This is a genomic window from Halomonas saccharevitans, assembly GCF_900116405.1.
GTDB classification, from domain to species: Bacteria; Pseudomonadota; Gammaproteobacteria; order Pseudomonadales; family Halomonadaceae; genus Halomonas; species Halomonas saccharevitans.
Genome location: NZ_FPAQ01000012.1, coordinates 1 through 16,024, shown reverse-complemented (window position 1 = coordinate 16,024; position 16,024 = coordinate 1). Strand labels below are relative to the sequence as shown.

Sequence of the window (16,024 nt, the reverse complement as noted above, 5' to 3'; positions counted from 1 at the left end):
GTCCAGACGTTATGAATCAGGCAGGAGACTCGCCATGCAAGACGCCCTCGTTCAGGAAGACGACGCTTCACTTCACGGTTTGATCGACCTTGAGCGCTACCCGATCCACCACCTCGGCAGCCCGCGCGGCCGCGAGATGATCGCCGAGTGCCGCCGCCAGCTGGGCGTTGATGGCTGCGTGGTGCTCAAGGGCTTCGTGCCGGATGAGGCGCTGGCGCGGCTGGAGCGTGAGACCGAGCGGCTCTCGCCCGAGGCGCACTACAACCAGACCGAGACCAACCCCTACAACAGCGCCGGCGACCCCGACCTGCCGGACAGTCACCCCAAGAACCGCTTCGACGACCGCACCAACGGCTTCGTCGCCGGTGACTGCATCGACGAAGACACCATCATCCGCCGGGTCTACCAGCACGACGGCTTCCAGCGCTTCATCGCAAGCGTGGTGGAGCAGGAGGAGATCCACCCCTACGCCGACCCGCTGGCGGGGCTCGTGATCAACGTGCTGCGCGAGGGCTGCCAGCACCCCTGGCACTACGACACCAACGAATTCATCGTCACCATGATGACGCGCCAGTCCCACGGCGGCGGACGCTTCGAGTATGCCCCCGGCATCCGCAGCCCCGAGGGCGAGAACTTCGACGAGGTCGAGCGGGTGATCGACGGCGACCGCTCGCGGCTCAAGTCGCTGGACCTTCAGCCCGGCGACCTGCAGGTCTTCTTCGGCCGCTACTCGCTGCACCGGGTCACCCCGGTGGAGGGCGACAAGGAGCGCCACACGGTGATCTTCGCCTACGCCAAGGAGCCCGGTTTCATCGGCCGCCCCGAGCGCGCCCAGCGCATCTTCGGTCGCATGGCCCCGATCCACGAGCGCCTGCTCGAGGAAGGGATGGAGCGCACCGACAGCCTGGCCGATTGACCTCGCTGCACGCGGCGCCGTATTCCGGGCGCCGCCCGAGAACGACAATCTCGACGACACGCCCGAGATAGACCCTGACGCGAGCCCCACAAGAGAGACCCTGACATGAGCATCGTGGATTTCGAGAAGCTGACCGACAACGAACCGGACCAGATCCCGGTCATTCCCTCGGCCCCCATGGCCAACGGCGACAGCATCCCCACCGCCTTCGACCCCAAGCAGCTGCGGGCCGGCCGCCTCGAGCGCCTGCGCGCCATGATGGCTGAGCAGGGCTATGCTGCGGTGGTGCTGTTCGACCCCTACAACCAGCGCTACGCTACCGGCTCGCGCAACATGTTCGGCTACTTCCTGCGCAACTCCACCCGCTATATCTACGTGCCGCTCGACGGCCCGGTGATCCTCTTCGAATACCCGGGCAGCGCCCACGTCTCGACCTGGCTCGAGACCATCGACGAGGCGCGCACCTCCAAGGTGGTCTGGTCGGCGGTCAACCAGCGCGACAATATGTCGTCCGACCCCTTCGGCATCGAGATCGCCGAGCTGATGGAGGAGTACGGCCGCGGCAACAGGAAGATCGGCCTGGATCGCTGCGCCCTGAACCTGGCGCGCTCGCTGGAGGCCCAGGGGCTCGAGGTCTACGACTGCATGCAGGACACGCTGCATTGCCGGCGCATCAAGACCCCGGAAGAGATCGCCTGCCTGGCCCAGTCCATGGCCGGCGCCGAGGCCGCCGTGGCCGAGGTGGAGGCCGCCATCAAGCCCGGCGTCACCGAGAACGACCTGTTCGCCACCATGTACGGCAACATCATCAAGCAGGGCGGCGAGTTCATCGAGACGCGCCTGCTCTCCTCGGGCCCGCGCACCAACCCCTGGTTCAACGAGGCGAGCGACCGGGTGATCCGCCCCGGCGAACTGGTGGCGCTGGACACCGATACCATCGGCTGCCACGGCTACTATTCCGACTTCTCGCGCACCTTCCACGTCGGCCCGGGCAAGCCGAGCGCCTACCAGAAGAGCCTCTACCGCATGGCCTACGACCAGGTGCACCACAACATGGGCATCCTCAAGCCCGGCATGAGCTACCGCGAGATCGCCGAGAGCGCCTGGAAGATCCCCGAGCGCTTCCTCGACCGCCGCTACCCGTCGATCATCCACGGCGTGGGCATGCACGGCGAGACGCCGCTGGTCGCCCACCACATGGACTTCGACCGCTTCTCCAAGGACGGCATCCTCGAGCCCGGCATGGTCGTCTCCGTGGAGAGCTACATCGGCGAGGTCGGCGCCGCCGACGGCGTCAAGCTGGAGGAGGAGGTGCTGGTCACCGAGACCGGCATCGAGAAGCTCTCGCGCTACTCCTTCGACGAGGCGCTGCTCGACCGGGAGGTCTGAGACGACTTCCTTGATCTCATCCCGGCGGGGAGGGGGGCTCCGGGTCCCTCTCTTCGGGCCCTTGAGAACACCGCATCAGCGGGCGGCGTGATCGCCCGACGTTCCGATTGATAAAGAGAGACCCCATGACAGACGTGAACCACTGGATCGCCGGCGACCTCGTGGCCGGCGAGCGCAGGATCGACGTGTTTAACCCGGCGACCGGCGAGGCGATCCGCCGCGTCGCCCTGGGCGATGTGGCCACCGTTGAGCGCGCCATCGCCGCCGCCCGAGAGGCGCAGCCGGCCTGGCGCGACCTGCCGCCGGCCAAGCGCGCCCAGGTGATGTTCCGCTTCAAGATGCTGCTCGAGCGCGACGCCGACGACATATGCCGCCTGGTCGCCGAGGAGCACGGCAAGGTGCTCGAGGACGCCATGGGCGAGCTCAAGCGCGGCATCGAGAACGTCGAGTACGCCTGCGGCGTGCCGGAGCTGCTCAAGGGCGAGTACTCCCACAACGCCGGCCCCGGCATCGACACCTGGTCCAACCACCAGCCGCTGGGCATCGTCGCCGGCATCACGCCGTTCAACTTCCCGGCCATGGTGCCGCTGTGGATGTACCCGATGGCCATCGCCTGCGGTAACGCCTTCATCCTCAAGCCCTCCGAGCAGGTGCCCTCGGCCGCCATCAAGATGGCCGAGCTCCTAGACGAGGCGGGCCTGCCCCGGGGCATCTTCAGCGTGGTGCACGGCGACCGCGAGGCGGTCGAGGCGTTGATCGACGCACCCGACGTCAAGGCGCTCTCCTTCGTCGGCTCCACCCCGGTGGCCAAGTCCATCTATCGTCGCGGCGCCGAGAACGGCAAGCGCGTCCAGGCCCTGGGCGGCGCCAAGAACCACGCCGTGGTGCTGCCCGATGCCGACCTAGACAACGCCGCCAGCACCCTGATCGGGGCCGCCTTCGGCAGCGCAGGCGAGCGCTGCATGGCGATCTCCGTGGCCGTCTGCGTCGGCGACGACACCGCCGATGCCCTGGTCGGCAAGCTCGCCGCCGAGGCGCGCACGCTCAAGATCGGCCCGGGCACCGAGCGTGGCCTCGACATGGGCGCGCTGGTCAACGCCGCCCATCGCGACAAGGTCGCCGGCTACATCGAGCAGGGCGCCTCCGCCGGCGCCGAACTGGTGGTCGACGGCCGTACCCATCCGCTGGTCGATGAGTCGCCGGGCTACTTCCTGGGAGCCACCCTGTTCGACCGGGTGACCCCGGAGATGGGCATCTACCGCGACGAGATCTTCGGTCCGGTGCTCTGCGTGGTGCGCGTCGACACCTATGAGGAGGCCATCGCGCTGATCAACGCCCACCAGTACGGCAACGGCACCTGCGTGTTCACCCGCGACGGCGAGGCCGCGCGCCGCTTCGCCGATGCCATCGAGGTGGGCATGGTCGGCATCAACGTGCCGCTGCCCGTGCCGGTAGCCTTCCACAGCTTCGGCGGCTGGAAGGAGTCGCTGTTCGGCGACCTGCACGCCTACGGCCCGGATGCCGTGCGCTTCTACACCCGCCGCAAGGCCGTCTCCCAGCGCTGGCCCGAGCGCAGCGTCCAGGAGAGCGCCCAGTTCAACTTCCCGTCAAATTGATGGTGTCGGACTGACCGTGTCGGACTGACCGTGTCGGACTGACCGTGTCTCTCCGGCACCCTGGCGGGCCGATACACACGACGCCCCCGCGCCCTTCGGTGCGGGGGCGTCGTCGTTTCCGGCCGACACGGGATGTCGGAAAAGTGTCCCGAGGTGGCGTCTTCCTGCCGCTCGATAGAAGGGGGGCCGTGGTTTGATGGGCCGCACATTCTTGCCCGGTCGACCCCTACCATGATCGCTCGACTCGCCCCCGACGACCGTCAGGATCGGTATGCTCCCTACCTGCACTTCCTCGAGGCCCTGACGGATGCCGGCTTCGCGGGCGATATCGCCCCGGACTACGCCAACCGCACGGTGCTGGCCACCGACAACTCGATTTACCAGCGTCTTCCTCAGGCGGTGCTCTATCCGAAGGGCGCCGACGACCTGGAGCGCCTCGCCCGACTCGCCGGACGCGACGAGTTTCGCCGCGTGGTACTGGCGCCTCGCGGCGGCGGCACCGGGACCAACGGCCAGTCGCTGACCGACGGCCTGGTGGTGGATGTCTCCCGGCACATGAACGCCATCCTCGATATCGATGTCGAGAATCGCCGGGTGCGCGTCCAGGCCGGGGTGGTCAAGGATCAGCTCAACGCCGCGCTGAAGCCTCATGGCCTCTTCTTCGCCCCGGAGCTCTCCACCTCCAACCGCGCGACGATCGGCGGCATGATCGCCACCGACGCCAGCGGCCAGGGCAGCTGTGAGTACGGCAAGACCCGCGACCACGTGCTCGAACTCGACAGCGTGCTGCTCGGCGGCGAGCGCCTGATCAGCCGGCCGGTCGACGAGGCCGAGCTCGACGCCCTGTGCGCACGCGACGACGCCTTGGGCCGGGTGCATCGGATGGCCCGCGAGATCATCGACACCGAGCGCGCGCGCATCCGCGAGACCTTCCCGCCGCTCAACCGCTGCCTGACCGGCTACGATCTGGCGCACTTGAGAACGCCGGACGGCAAGTTCGACCTCAACAGCGTGCTGTGCGGCGCCGAGGGCTCGCTGGCCTTCACCAGCGAGGCGGTACTCAATGTGCTGCCGATCCCGGCCCACTCGACCCTGGTCAACGTGCGCTACACCGGCTTCATGGACGCCCTGCGCGATGCCAAGGCGCTGATGGCCACCACTGCGGCGCCCACCTCCATCGAGACGGTAGACGACACCGTGCTGGGCCTGGCCCAGCAGGACTTCATCTGGGACAGCGTCGATGAGTTCTTCCCGAATGCCGGGAGCATGCCGACCCACGGTATCAATCTGGTCGAGTTCAATGACGACGACCCCGCGCGCCTCTCCGCTCGGATCGAGGCCTTCTGCCGCCATCTCGAGGATGACGCCAGCGTCGATCGCCTGGGCCATACGCGGGCCGATGGCCGCGAGGCGATCACCCGGGTCTACGCCATGCGCAAGCGCGCCGTGGGCCTGCTCGGCAACGTTCAGGGTGAACGGCGCCCGCTGCCCTTCGTCGAGGACACCGCGGTGCCTCCCGAGCACCTGGCCGACTACATCGCCGAGTTTCGCGCGCTGCTCGACGCCCGCGAGCTCGACTATGGCATGTTCGGCCACGTCGACGCCGGGGTACTGCACGTGCGCCCGGCGCTGGACATGAAGGACCCCGCTCAGGTGGCGCTGATCCGCGATATCTCCGACGAGGTGGCCGCGCTGACCCGGAAGTACGGTGGATTGCTGTGGGGCGAGCACGGCAAGGGCGTGCGCTCGGAGTACGCCCCGGCCTTCTTCGGCCCGCTCTATCCCAGTCTGCAGCGGCTCAAGGGCACCTTCGACCCGCATAACCAGCTCAATCCCGGCAAGATCGCCACGCCGATCGCTCCTTCTCTCCCACCCGACACCGTGGGGAGCCCGCCCAAGGACGCGGAATTCTCTACCCCGCCCGAAACCGCGGGGTGGGCGCCCGCAGCCGATCATGAGACGCATGGCGTCGACGAGCAGGCCGTGAAGTGGGTCGACCCGGGGCTGCTGGCCATCGACGGCGTGCCGCTGCGCGGCCAGCTCGATCGCCAGATCGACGAGCGGGTCTGGCAGGCTCACGGCGATGCCGTCTACTGCAACGGCAACGGCGCCTGCTACAACTATGACCCGGATGACGCCATGTGCCCCTCCTGGAAGGCCACCCGGCAGCGCATCCACTCGCCGAAGGGGCGTTCCAGCCTGATGCGTGAATGGCTGCGCCTGCAGGGCCAGGCCGGTGTCGACGTGCTCGAGGCGTCGCGCCGGCAGCGGCGAGAGGGCGCCTGGGGCTTCGTCAAGGCGTTCCCGAGGCGCCTGAGGAACACCCTGGCCCGGCGGCGCGGCGAGGCGGACTTCTCACATGAGGTTCATGAGGCCATGGCCGGCTGTCTTTCCTGCAAGTCCTGCGCCGGCCAGTGTCCGGTGAAGGTCAACGTGCCGGCCTTTCGCTCGCAGTTCCTGGAGGTCTATCACGGCCGCTACCTGCGCCCGGTCCGCGACTACTTGATCGGCGGGCTGGAATTCATGGTGCCGGCCCTGTCACGGGTCGCGCCGCTCTATAACGCCGCCTTGAGCAATCGCCTGGTGGATCGCCTTCTGGCCGGCCCCGTGGGCATGGTCGACAGCCCCCGCCTGTCCCGGGCGAGCCTCAGGAAACAGCTTGCCGCCTGGGGCGTCGCCGAGGCGACCCCCACGACGCTAGGCCGGCTCACCGGTGACCAGAAGGCCCGCAGCGTGGTGCTGGTGCAGGACGCCTTCACCAGCTATTTCGAGTCCCGGCTGGTCATGGACATCGTCGAACTCCTGCGGCGCCTCGACGTGCGCGTCTTCATCGCGCCCTTTGCCCCCAATGGAAAGCCGCTCCACGTCCAGGGCTTCCTCGGCGCCTTCGAGCGCACCGCGGCGAGGCAGGCCGCGCGGCTCCAGGCGCTGGCCGAGTTCGGGGTGCCGCTGGTGGGCATCGACCCGGCCATGACCCTGACCTACCGCCAGGAGTACGTGACGGCCCTGGGCGCGGACGCCGTTCCCGAGGTGCAGCTGCTGCCCGAGTGGCTGGTGGAGCGGGCCTCGGCGCTGGCCCCCGAGTCGCGGGGGCTGGACGATCCTGGCTTCCGGCTGCTTGCCCACTGCACCGAGAAGACCAACGTTCCGGTCACGCCCAAGGCCTGGCAGCGGGTGTTCGCCGCCTTCGGCCTGGAGCTGGAGGTACTGGCGAGCGGCTGCTGCGGGATGTCCGGCACCTATGGCCACGAGGCGCGCAATCGCGACACTTCGCAGGCCATCTACGCCCAGTCCTGGCAGCCGCAGGTAGAAGATCCGGTCAATGCCGGCCGCCTGTTGGCCACCGGCTACTCCTGTCGTAGCCAGGTCAAGCGACTGTCGGATGCGACCCTGGCCCATCCGCTTCAGGGCTTGCTGGAGGTGCTGCGAGGGGCCGCGTGAATCAGTGACGGGCCTTGCGGCGCTCGCGGGGAGCGAGGCCGTAGCGCTTGCGGTAACACTTGCTGAAATGCGATGTGGAGGAGAAGCCGGTAGCGGTGGCGATATTGATGATGTCCAGCGAGGTCTTGCGGAGCAGGTTGTCGCCATGTTCCAGCCGCATGTCGAGATAATAGGCCGCCGGCGTCATGCCGAAATTTTCCTTGAAGAGTCGCTGGAGTTGACGATGAGAAATGCCGACGAGCCCGGCGAGTTGTTCGCAATTGATGGTGTCCTCGATATGTGAATGCATGACATGTATCGCGGACGCCAGTGCCGGATTGTGAATGCCCAGGCGCTCTTCCAATGACATTCTCTGCTTGTCATGAGCGGGGCGGATGTCGGGGTGAATGCATTGATCGGCGATGTGTTTCGAGAGGTCGCTGCCCTGCTGGCGATCGATGAGCGAGAGCATCATGTCGAGTCCTGCCGTGCCTCCCGAGCAGGTCAGGATGTTCTCCTCGATCTCGAAGAGCTCGTTGGTGACCAGCAGGTCGGGATATTCCTCCTGTAGGCTGGCCTGATCCTCCCAGTGAATGGTGCAGCGCTTGTGGCGCAGCACGCCGGCCTTGGCCAGCAGGATGCTACCGGTGGAGGTCGAGCCCAGCAGTCGCCGACTGCGTGTCACCTCGCGCAACCACTTGAACAGCCTGTCGCTCGCGATGAGGCTAGTGCCCGTGCCCGCCACCAGGATGATGGCATCCAGGCGTCGCCACTCATCGTGGTCCAGGGTCGGCGTGAAGGGGATGCCGTTACTGGCTTCCACGACCTGGTTGTCGAGGCTGAGTAGCTCCCACCGATATAGCGACTGACCGCTCAGGCGGTTGGCGATCCGCAGCGGCTCGATGACCGAGCTGAATGACAGCATGGCGAAGTGAGGGAAGAGCAGGAAACCCACGGTGAAGGGTGGGGCGTCATCATGTGAGGGTGTCATGATCCTTGTCTTTTTTGTCGTGTCGATGTTCTTAACGATGCGAGGCTTATCGCAAGATGTCAATGCCGATAAGGGCAGCGCCAACAAACAATCCCTGGAGAGAATCATGCAGTCAGAAAGCGTTTCAGTCATCAGCGATGGCCTCAAACTCGACGGTTCCTATTATTGGGAAGATGGTGTCGTGAGCGAGGATTCACCCATCGTCATCGTCTGCTCGGGTTTTACCGGTTTGAAGGATATTCACCCCGAGCGTTTCGCCCGCTTTCTGACCAAGCGGGGTTTCCTCTGCTTCGGCTTTGACTACCGCGGTTTCGGTGAAAGCGAAGGCGCGCGTGGCAAGGTATTGCTGGAAGAGCAGGTCCGCGATATCGCCAATGTAGTAGCCTTTGTCCGGGCCCGCGCCGATCAGGAAGGTCGCAAGCTGGTGCTGGCTGGCTGGGGAATGGCCGGTGGCCTGGTGCTGGATGCTTTCCGTCAAGCCGAGGACCTGATCGACGGCCTGATCAGCATGAACGGTTTCTTCGACGCCGTGCGCGTACAGAAGGCGCTGCGCGGTGAGCTCGGCTGGAAGGAGTTCCGGCAGTTTCTCAACCAGGAGCGTCGTCGCCTGGCCCAGGGCGGCGAGGCCCAGAAGCTTGATCCCCACCACATCTACCCGCTGGACCCGATCTCCAAGGGCTACGTCGACGAGGTGCTGTGGCAAAACCCGGGCTACGGGCTGACCTCCGACCTGGACTTCGCCGACTCGCTGATCGCCTTCCGCCCGGAGTCGCACATCGATCAGCGCTTCGCGCGCACGCCGCTGCTGATCGCCCACGGCGGCCAGAATGACCTCCATCCGGTCACCGAGGCACAGTCGCTGTACGCCACCTATCCGGGACCCAAGGCGATGTACCTGCTCCCCAACGGCGGCCACACCGAGTGGATGCTGGACGAAGATCCCAAGTTCCAGACCTTCGCCGGCCAGGTGGCGATGTGGTTGAAGGAGACGATCTGGTCGCCGGTCAGCCAGCAGGCCGTGGCCTGACGTCGACATGACGAGCCTCGAATCGGGTGATGCCATGATTCCCTACTGTGATCCCATGGACCCGGCACCGCGTGCCCCTGGCTTCATCGCCCCTGCGGGGGCGGTGGACTGCCACGCCCACGTCTTCGGGCCGGCGAGCCGCTATCCCTTCCAGGCCAAGCGCACTTACACGCCGCCGGAGGCCAGCCTCGAGCAGTATCGCCACCTGCATCGCACCCTGGGCATCGAGCGGGGCGTGCTGGTCCAGCCGAGCGTCTACGGCCTCGATAACTCAGCGACCCGGGATGCAGTGCGGGCCCTGCGTGACGACGGCCACGACTACCGCGGCATCGCGGTGGTCGACAGTGAGGTCGCCGACGAGGAGCTGGATGCCCTGGCCACCGACGGCTTCCGGGGCGTGCGCCTCAATCTGCTGTTCAAGGGCGGCATCGCCTGGGGTGACGTGGAGTCCCTCGCCGGGCGGCTCGCGGACCGCAACTGGCACCTGCAGTTCCTGGTCGACGTATCCGCCTTCGAGGATCTCGAGGCTCGAGTGGCGCGCCTGCCCGTGCCGGTCGTCGTGGATCATATGGGACACATGGACTGCGGCCGGGGGATCGACCAGCCCGGCTTCAAGGCGCTGTGCCGGCTGATGGCGCGCGGTGATGCTTGGGTGAAGCTCTCCGGGGCCTATCGCATCACCGGTCAGCGACAGACCCCTTACGACGACGTCGTGCCGTTTGCCCGACGACTGATCGAGGCCAATCCCGAGCGGTGCGTCTGGGGCTCCGACTGGCCCCACCCGCATATCCCGGTGCCGATGCCCAACGATGGCCCGCTGCTCGATGCCCTCGCCGATTGGGCGCCCGGCGCCGAGCTTCGCGAGAAGATCCTGGTCGACAATCCGCAGCGACTCTATTTCCGAGACTGATCCCTGCTGGTTTGCCCTTGTAAAAGGCCGCTCGCCCCAGGCGAGCGGCCTTTTACGATGTTGCCTCACCGGTAGCCTGCCATCAGCTCGCGGACCAGCGGGGTGTCAGCATCGCGATGGGTGGGCAGCTCGAAGCGCGCCTTGGCGATATGCGTGCGCGACAGGGTGGCGGTGATCAGCATCTCGCGGTCCTCGGCCTCGGCCAGCACCTCGCCGCGGGGGCCGAGAATGCGCGAGCCGCCCCAGAAGTGGCTGGCGCCCTCCGGGCCGAAGCGGTTGGCCATGATGACCGGGGTGCCATAGGTCATGGCGTAGAACCGCACGTTGAGCAGCCAATTCTGCTCGTTGGAGAAGTCCTCGCTGACGATGCCCGAGGCCGAGTTGATCGGCGCACAGAGCACGGTGGGGCGCGGCAGCAGGGCGGCATGCACAAGCGCCGGGTTCCAAAGGTCAGCGCAGATCAGCTGGGTGGCCGACCAGCCGCGGCGCACGTTGGCCTGGGTGAGCTCGCTGCCGTGGCTGAACCACTTGCCTTCCTCGAGGCCGCCGTAGGTGGGCAGGTTGAGCTTGCGATGCACGGCGAGGATCTCGCCGCCCTGGAGAATGGCCAGGGCGTTGTAGTATTCGCCGGGGCTGGCCTCCTCGACGAAACCGACGACCGCCTGCATCGCGCCGCAGGCCTCAGCCAGCCGAGCGAGACGCGGGTCTTCCAGCGGCATGGCCACCTGCATGACGTTGCCGGCCAGGCCATAGCCGGTTAGCGAGAGTTCGGGGAAGACCAGCAGCTCGACGCCGTGCGCGGCGGCCTCGACGATCACCTCGAGATGGCGCTGGAGGTTGGCATCCACCTCGCCGAGGCTGGCGTTGATCTGGGCGGCTGCGACGCGAAGCGAATCCTGGTAGTGCATGTCGGGGGCTCCGTACTAGAGGCGAAACGGCGAAAAGGCCGCATGGCGCGGCCTTTTCGGGGCGGTGGGATGAGAGGTTTCTCTGCGGACCGGGTGGCGCTAGATCAGGTCGTTGCGGCTCAGGAATGTCTGGGCCACGTCCTCGATGGTCTCGCGCTCCACGTCCACCCGGGCGTTGAGAGTGGCCATGGTCTGGTCGTCGAGCAGTGAGGAGAGGGCATCCATCTGCTCGGCCAGCTTCGGGTTGGCCTCCAGGGTCTCCTCGCGCACCACCGGCGTCAGGGCGTAGGCGGGGAAGAAGTCCTGGTCGTCCTTGAGTACCTGGAAGTCGAAGGCCGGAATACGGCCATCGGTAGCGAATACCAGGCCCACATCGACCTGGCCATCGCGCAGTGCCTGGTAGACCAGGCCGGAGTCCATGCGCTTGATGTCGCCGCGACTGACGCGGAAATCATAGGCTTGCTGCAGCGGGCGCCAGCCGTCCTCGCGGGCGTAGAACTCGGCGTTCATGGCAAAGGTCAGCGCCTCGTCGTCTTGGAGAGGCTGTCGATGCCGGTGGCTTCGATGGTCTCTTCGCGCATGGCCAGGGCGTAGGTGTTGTTGGCATCGGAGGGCTCCAGCCAGACCAGGCCCTTCTCGGCGTCGAGGGTCTTCACGCGCTGGTAGGTCTCTTCCGGGGTGAGCGACTCGCTGATGTCGTTGTAGTTGATCAGCGAGGTTCCGGTGTATTCCCAGTAGAGGTCGAGCTGGCCGTTCTCCTGAGCCTGGCGGAGCACCGCGGAGCCCATGCCGGCACGTTTCTCGACGTCGTAGCCCAGGGCATCCAGGTACTGGGCGGTCATGCTGGCGAGGATCTGCTGTTCGGTGAAGTTCTTGCCGCCGACCACGATCTCATCGGCGTGGGCGGTGGTCATGGATCCCGCCAGGGTGAGGCTGGACAGCAGGGCGATCAGTCGTTTCATGGTGTGGCTCCTGGTTGTGATTGTTGAGCAGGTCGAGAGGCGTCAGGCCCGCGACGGGTTGACGCCACGGGGTACTACCGCGAAGGCGGTGGTGGCGATCAGGGCATCGACCGAGATGGCCAGCAGCGCCGTGGGAATGGCGCCGGCCAGCATCATCAACGGGTCGTAGAGGTCGATGCCGGTGAAGATCAGCTCGCCTAGGCCGCCGGCGCCGATCAGGAAGGCCAGCGGCACGGTGCCCACATTGATGGTCAGCGCGGTGCGGATGCCGGCGAAGATCACGTAGAGGGCATTGGGCAGCTCCACCTTGAACAGGCGCTGGAGCGGCGCCATTCCAATGCCCGAGGCGGCTTCCCGCAGGGCGGGGGAGACCCCCTTGAGGCCGGCATAGGTGTTGCGTGTGATGGGCAACAGGGTGGCCACGAAGAGCCCGAATACCGCCGGCAGTGTGCCGATGCCGAGGAAACTCATGGACAGCGCCAGCACCGCCAGGGTCGGAATGGTTGTGCCGACATTGAGCACCTGCATGACCGACTCGGCGAGGTGCGCCATGCTCGGCCGGGAGAGCACGATGCCCAGCGGAATGGCGACCAGGATGGCAAGCCCCCCCGACATGACGGTCAGCCACAGGTGCTGGCCTACCAGATATTTGACGTCGGGCAGGTAGAACAGCAGCTCTTCGATGGTGCCGCTGGCCTGCACCCAGACGCCGGCGACGAAGACGAAGATGATCAGCAACAGGCGCAGCGCGCCTCGCATATTCTGCAACGGCATGACTCACACCTCCGCGATGGTCTCGGCCTGCTGGACGCGATAGCGCGACCCCAGGTGGTGGGTGATGGCACGCTGGGTGATCTGGCCGCACAGCCGGCCGTTGTCGTCCACGCATGGCAGCCAGGTCATGTCGTGGGCAAACATCAGCGAGGCCACCTTGCGCAGGTCGTCATCCAGGCGCGCCATGGTGGGCACGGTCTCGAAATGATCGCGGCAATAGCCCTTGGTGGTCTGGGCCACCGGACGCTGGACGACGCCCACCGGCTGGTGACGGTCGTTGACCATCATGATGGAACCCGGATAGCCGTGATCGTCCATGCGATTGAGCGCCGTCTGCAGGTCCTCTTCCGGCAGTACGGTGGCCACGTTCTCGCTGGCCAAGTCGCGGACCTTGACCAGGTTGAGGCGCTTCAGCGCGCGGTCTTCGCCGAGGAAGGACTCGACGAATTCGTCCTTGGGATTGGCCAGCAACTCATCCGGGCGGGAGTACTGTTCGAGCCGGCCGGCGCGGAAGATGGCGATGTGATCACCCATCTTGATCGCCTCGTCGATGTCGTGGCTGACGAACATGATGGTCTTCTTGAGGTCCTGCTGCATCTTCAGGAACTCATCCTGGATCACCGCGCGGTTGATCGGGTCGATGGCGCCGAAGGGTTCGTCCATCAGCATCACGGGGGGATCGGCGGCGAGTGCTCTGGCGACGCCGATGCGCTGCTGCTGCCCCCCCGAGAGCTCGCTGGGGTAGCGCTTGAGGAAGGCGTCGGGCTCCAGCGCGATCATGCGCATCAGCTCGCGGGCGCGCTCCTTGTACCTGGTCTTGTCCCAGCCCAGGAGCTTCGGCACGACCGAGATGTTCTCCTCGATGGTCATGTTGGGAAACAGCCCGATCTGCTGGATCACGTAGCCGATGTTGCGGCGCAGCTCCTGGGTATTCAGGCCGGTGGTATCCTCGCCGTTGATGAACACCTTGCCCGAGGTGGGACGAATGATGCGATTGATCATCTTCAGGGAGGTGGTCTTGCCGCAGCCGGAAGGCCCGAGCAGGATGCAGATCTCTCCGGCGGGGACCTCCATGGTGATCTGATCGGCAGCGGTCACCGCGCCCTTGGGGGTGTCGAACACCTTGGTCAGGTTGTCGAGACGAATCATGCTGTCATCCTTTCTTGTAATAGGGGATAGCGTGAGAGTCAGCTGGCGAGAGCGGCGCGTTCCATGCCCTTGGGCGTCAGGCGCTTCTGCAGGGCAAGCAGGCCGTAATCGACGATGATCGCCAACAGGCTGACCGCCACGGCACCGAGGATCAGCTGGCGGGGATCGGACTGGGAGATGCCGCGACTGATAAAGGTGCCGAGGCCGCCGGCGCCGATATAGGCGGCGATCGCCATGACGCCGATGTTGAGCACCACCGCGGTGCGCACGCCGGCCATGATTACCGGCACGGCCAGCGGGATTTCGACCTTATGCAGGCGCTGGTTCTGGCTCATGCCGATACCGCGCGCCGCCTCGCGCAACGCCGGATCGACGTTGTTGATGGCGGTATAGGTGTTGCGGATGATCGGCAGCTGCGAGTAGAGCAGCACGGCGATCACCGCCGGCAGATAGCCGATGCCCTGGCCGATCAGCGAGAGCACCGGGATCATGATGCCGAACAGTGCGATCGACGGGACGGTGACGATGATCGACGCCACATAGAGCACGATCTTGGCCGCACGTTCGTTCTTGGTGATGGCGATACCGATCGGGACCCCGGTCAGGGTCGCGATGCCCACGGCGACTCCAACCAGGGAGATATGCTCGAGCGTTCGTGAGATCAGCAGGTCGAGGTTGCCGACAGCGTAGTGGAACCAATCCATGCAAGAGCCTCGCTTGATGTTGTGATTATTGAAAAATCGTGCAGGACACAGGCTAGAGAGATGGAGCACCGTTGACTGACAGATAGACGACATATAACAGCAGGAAACTGCCATGGGCGATGAGGCGCGGTGCACGGCACCTTTCCCAGGCATGCCCGTGATCGGGTGATGGCCCTTCTGGACCGGCGAGCAAGCCAGCAGCCGTCTCGGCCAGCACAAGAGGGTGCGGACGAGGGCTCCATGCCGCGTTCCGACAGGTAACGTGGATGTGCACTTCGACACCCGCCGCTGGGGAGTCCTCAGCGTTGGCCTGAGCCCAGCACCAAGGGGGGTGCACAGTTCAGCTAGCCGTCCTGAGCGGCCTGATTGGCGGATAGTGGCAGAGCACCACGCCCGCTCCGGCCTGGCGGGGGCGGGCGTTTTTGTGCCCCATCACCAAGCCCGGCTTGTGCCGCCTGGCCAGGCCAACCACCCTGAGGCGTGATGTCTCTCAGGCCACGGCGAAGGAGCAGGCCGCATGAATCCCAGAATCAGCATGATCACCCTCGGCGTCAGCGACCTGGCGCGCGCGATCCGCTTCTACGAGCAGGGCCTGGGCCTGCCGCGGATGGACTCGCCCCCGGAAGTGGCCTTCTTTCCGCTCAATGGCAGCTGGCTGGACCTGTATGGCCGCGGGGCGCTCGCCGAGGACGCCGGCGTGCCGGCCGAGGGAAGCGGCTTTCGCGGGGTTGCCCTGGCCCATAACCTGAGCTCCGAGGCGGAGGTCGACGCACTCATCGCCCAGGCGGTGGCCGCGGGTGCCACCTTAGTCAAGCCCGCGCAGCCGGTCTTCTGGGGCGGCTATTCCGGCTACTTCGCCGACCCCGACGGCCACCTGTGGGAGGTAGCCTTCAACCCCTTCTGCTGGATCGGGCAGAGTGATGGTGTCGCTTAGGTTCTGTCTGGAAAGTCAGCACGTAGGCAACGATCTATGCAGGCCAGGCATACCATCGCTCTGAAGCTGCTGGCCAACTTGTCGTAGCGGGTGCAGACGCGGCGCAGTTCCTTGATCCACGCGAAACAGCGCTCGATGATGTTGCGCTCTCGATAACGGGGCTTGTCGAAGCCCCGAGGGGCGCCTGGTCGAGGCTTTCGCTTCATCTTGCGCCGGGCGATGATCGGTTTCATGCGGTGCCGGTCGCAGTAGCGGCGAAGAGGATCACTGTCATAGCCCTTGTCGGCCACGATGTATCGACAGCGCTTACGTGGTCTGCCCCGG

The 16,024-nt window shown here is 66.0% G+C and carries 13 protein-coding genes and 1 pseudogene; 7 read left to right on the top strand and 7 right to left on the bottom strand.

Translation table 11 applies throughout. The annotated features are described in order from the left end of the window. The first annotated feature begins 34 nt into the window (after positions 1-34). The 4 genes from BM388_RS07180 (at position 35) to BM388_RS07165 (ending at position 7,362) form a co-directional block, all read left to right on the top strand. Positions 35-916 (top strand): HalD/BesD family halogenase, encoded by an 882-nt coding sequence (locus BM388_RS07180; RefSeq protein WP_089848609.1) that lies wholly within the window; start codon positions 35-37, stop codon positions 914-916. A 105-nt stretch (positions 917-1,021) separates the two neighbouring features. Next, positions 1,022-2,305: a M24 family metallopeptidase gene (locus BM388_RS07175; RefSeq protein WP_089848607.1), complete on the top strand. Its 1,284-nt coding sequence runs from the start codon at positions 1,022-1,024 to the stop codon at positions 2,303-2,305. A 125-nt stretch (positions 2,306-2,430) separates the two neighbouring features. Then, positions 2,431-3,921: a CoA-acylating methylmalonate-semialdehyde dehydrogenase gene (locus BM388_RS07170; protein WP_089848605.1), complete on the top strand. Its 1,491-nt coding sequence runs from the start codon at positions 2,431-2,433 to the stop codon at positions 3,919-3,921. 231 nt (positions 3,922-4,152) lie between these two features. Next, a complete protein-coding gene (locus tag BM388_RS07165; protein ID WP_089848603.1) occupies positions 4,153-7,362 on the top strand; it encodes an FAD-binding and (Fe-S)-binding domain-containing protein in 3,210 nt (1,069 codons plus the stop codon). A gap of 1 nt (position 7,363) precedes the next feature. On the opposite strand, the gene BM388_RS07160 is transcribed toward BM388_RS07165, so the two are convergent. Next, positions 7,364-8,464 carry a GlxA family transcriptional regulator gene (locus BM388_RS07160; RefSeq protein WP_245781484.1) on the bottom strand — a complete coding sequence of 367 codons (1,101 nt, stop codon included), beginning with the start codon at positions 8,462-8,464 and terminating at the stop codon, positions 7,364-7,366. Positions 8,465-8,513: 49 nt separating this feature from the next. Between BM388_RS07160 and BM388_RS07155 the strand changes: the two genes are divergently transcribed. Together BM388_RS07155 and BM388_RS07150 are read left to right on the top strand one after the other, a co-directional pair. Next, a complete protein-coding gene (locus BM388_RS07155) occupies positions 8,514-9,359 on the top strand; it encodes an alpha/beta hydrolase (protein WP_245781483.1) in 846 nt (281 codons plus the stop codon). A gap of 7 nt (positions 9,360-9,366) precedes the next feature. Next, on the top strand, positions 9,367-10,269 hold the full coding sequence (locus BM388_RS07150) for an amidohydrolase family protein (RefSeq protein ID WP_245781482.1): 903 nt from the start codon (positions 9,367-9,369) through the stop codon (positions 10,267-10,269). Positions 10,270-10,334: 65 nt separating this feature from the next. Here the strand turns inward: BM388_RS07150 and BM388_RS07145 are convergent, their stop codons facing one another. The 5 genes and pseudogenes from BM388_RS07145 to BM388_RS07125 all read right to left on the bottom strand — a co-directional run bounded on the left by BM388_RS07145 (position 10,335) and on the right by BM388_RS07125 (position 14,766). After that, on the bottom strand, positions 10,335-11,177 hold the full coding sequence (locus tag BM388_RS07145; protein ID WP_089848597.1) for a nitrilase-related carbon-nitrogen hydrolase: 843 nt from the start codon (positions 11,175-11,177) through the stop codon (positions 10,335-10,337). Between the two features lie 99 nt (positions 11,178-11,276). Continuing rightward, positions 11,277-12,139, bottom strand: a pseudogene (locus BM388_RS18250) (glycine betaine ABC transporter substrate-binding protein). A gap of 42 nt (positions 12,140-12,181) precedes the next feature. Then, a complete protein-coding gene (locus BM388_RS07135; RefSeq protein WP_089848595.1) occupies positions 12,182-12,913 on the bottom strand; it encodes an ABC transporter permease in 732 nt (243 codons plus the stop codon). 3 nt (positions 12,914-12,916) lie between these two features. Beyond that, positions 12,917-14,062: an ABC transporter ATP-binding protein gene (locus BM388_RS07130; protein WP_089848593.1), complete on the bottom strand. Its 1,146-nt coding sequence runs from the start codon at positions 14,060-14,062 to the stop codon at positions 12,917-12,919. A gap of 38 nt (positions 14,063-14,100) precedes the next feature. Beyond that, positions 14,101-14,766 carry an ABC transporter permease gene (locus BM388_RS07125; protein WP_089848591.1) on the bottom strand — a complete coding sequence of 222 codons (666 nt, stop codon included), beginning with the start codon at positions 14,764-14,766 and terminating at the stop codon, positions 14,101-14,103. A gap of 517 nt (positions 14,767-15,283) precedes the next feature. Between BM388_RS07125 and BM388_RS07120 the strand changes: the two genes are divergently transcribed. Beyond that, positions 15,284-15,700 carry a VOC family protein gene (locus BM388_RS07120; protein ID WP_089848588.1) on the top strand — a complete coding sequence of 139 codons (417 nt, stop codon included), beginning with the start codon at positions 15,284-15,286 and terminating at the stop codon, positions 15,698-15,700. Here BM388_RS07120 and BM388_RS07115 read toward each other — a convergent pair. Continuing rightward, a partial coding sequence (locus tag BM388_RS07115) for a transposase (protein ID WP_139233903.1) occupies positions 15,697-16,024 on the bottom strand: 328 nt, incomplete at its 5' end. The two genes, BM388_RS07120 and BM388_RS07115, sit on opposite strands and share 4 nt — an antisense overlap.

What these genes read in the sequence shown, in the direction of transcription:
- BM388_RS07120 (WP_089848588.1), top strand. Translation starts at nt 15,284, where the DNA reads ATGAATCCCAGAATCAGCATGATCACCCTCGGCGTCAGCGACCTGGCG.
- BM388_RS07170 (WP_089848605.1), top strand. Translation starts at nt 2,431, where the DNA reads ATGACAGACGTGAACCACTGGATCGCCGGCGACCTCGTGGCCGGCGAG.
- BM388_RS07145 (WP_089848597.1), bottom strand. Translation starts at nt 11,177, where the DNA reads ATGCACTACCAGGATTCGCTTCGCGTCGCAGCCGCCCAGATCAACGCC.
- BM388_RS07160 (WP_245781484.1), bottom strand. Translation starts at nt 8,464, where the DNA reads ATGACTGAAACGCTTTCTGACTGCATGATTCTCTCCAGGGATTGTTTG.
- BM388_RS07135 (WP_089848595.1), bottom strand. Translation starts at nt 12,913, where the DNA reads ATGCCGTTGCAGAATATGCGAGGCGCGCTGCGCCTGTTGCTGATCATC.
- BM388_RS07165 (WP_089848603.1), top strand. Translation starts at nt 4,153, where the DNA reads ATGATCGCTCGACTCGCCCCCGACGACCGTCAGGATCGGTATGCTCCC.
- BM388_RS07175 (WP_089848607.1), top strand. Translation starts at nt 1,022, where the DNA reads ATGAGCATCGTGGATTTCGAGAAGCTGACCGACAACGAACCGGACCAG.
- BM388_RS07150 (WP_245781482.1), top strand. Translation starts at nt 9,367, where the DNA reads ATGACGAGCCTCGAATCGGGTGATGCCATGATTCCCTACTGTGATCCC.
- BM388_RS07180 (WP_089848609.1), top strand. Translation starts at nt 35, where the DNA reads ATGCAAGACGCCCTCGTTCAGGAAGACGACGCTTCACTTCACGGTTTG.
- BM388_RS07125 (WP_089848591.1), bottom strand. Translation starts at nt 14,766, where the DNA reads ATGGATTGGTTCCACTACGCTGTCGGCAACCTCGACCTGCTGATCTCA.
- BM388_RS07130 (WP_089848593.1), bottom strand. Translation starts at nt 14,062, where the DNA reads ATGATTCGTCTCGACAACCTGACCAAGGTGTTCGACACCCCCAAGGGC.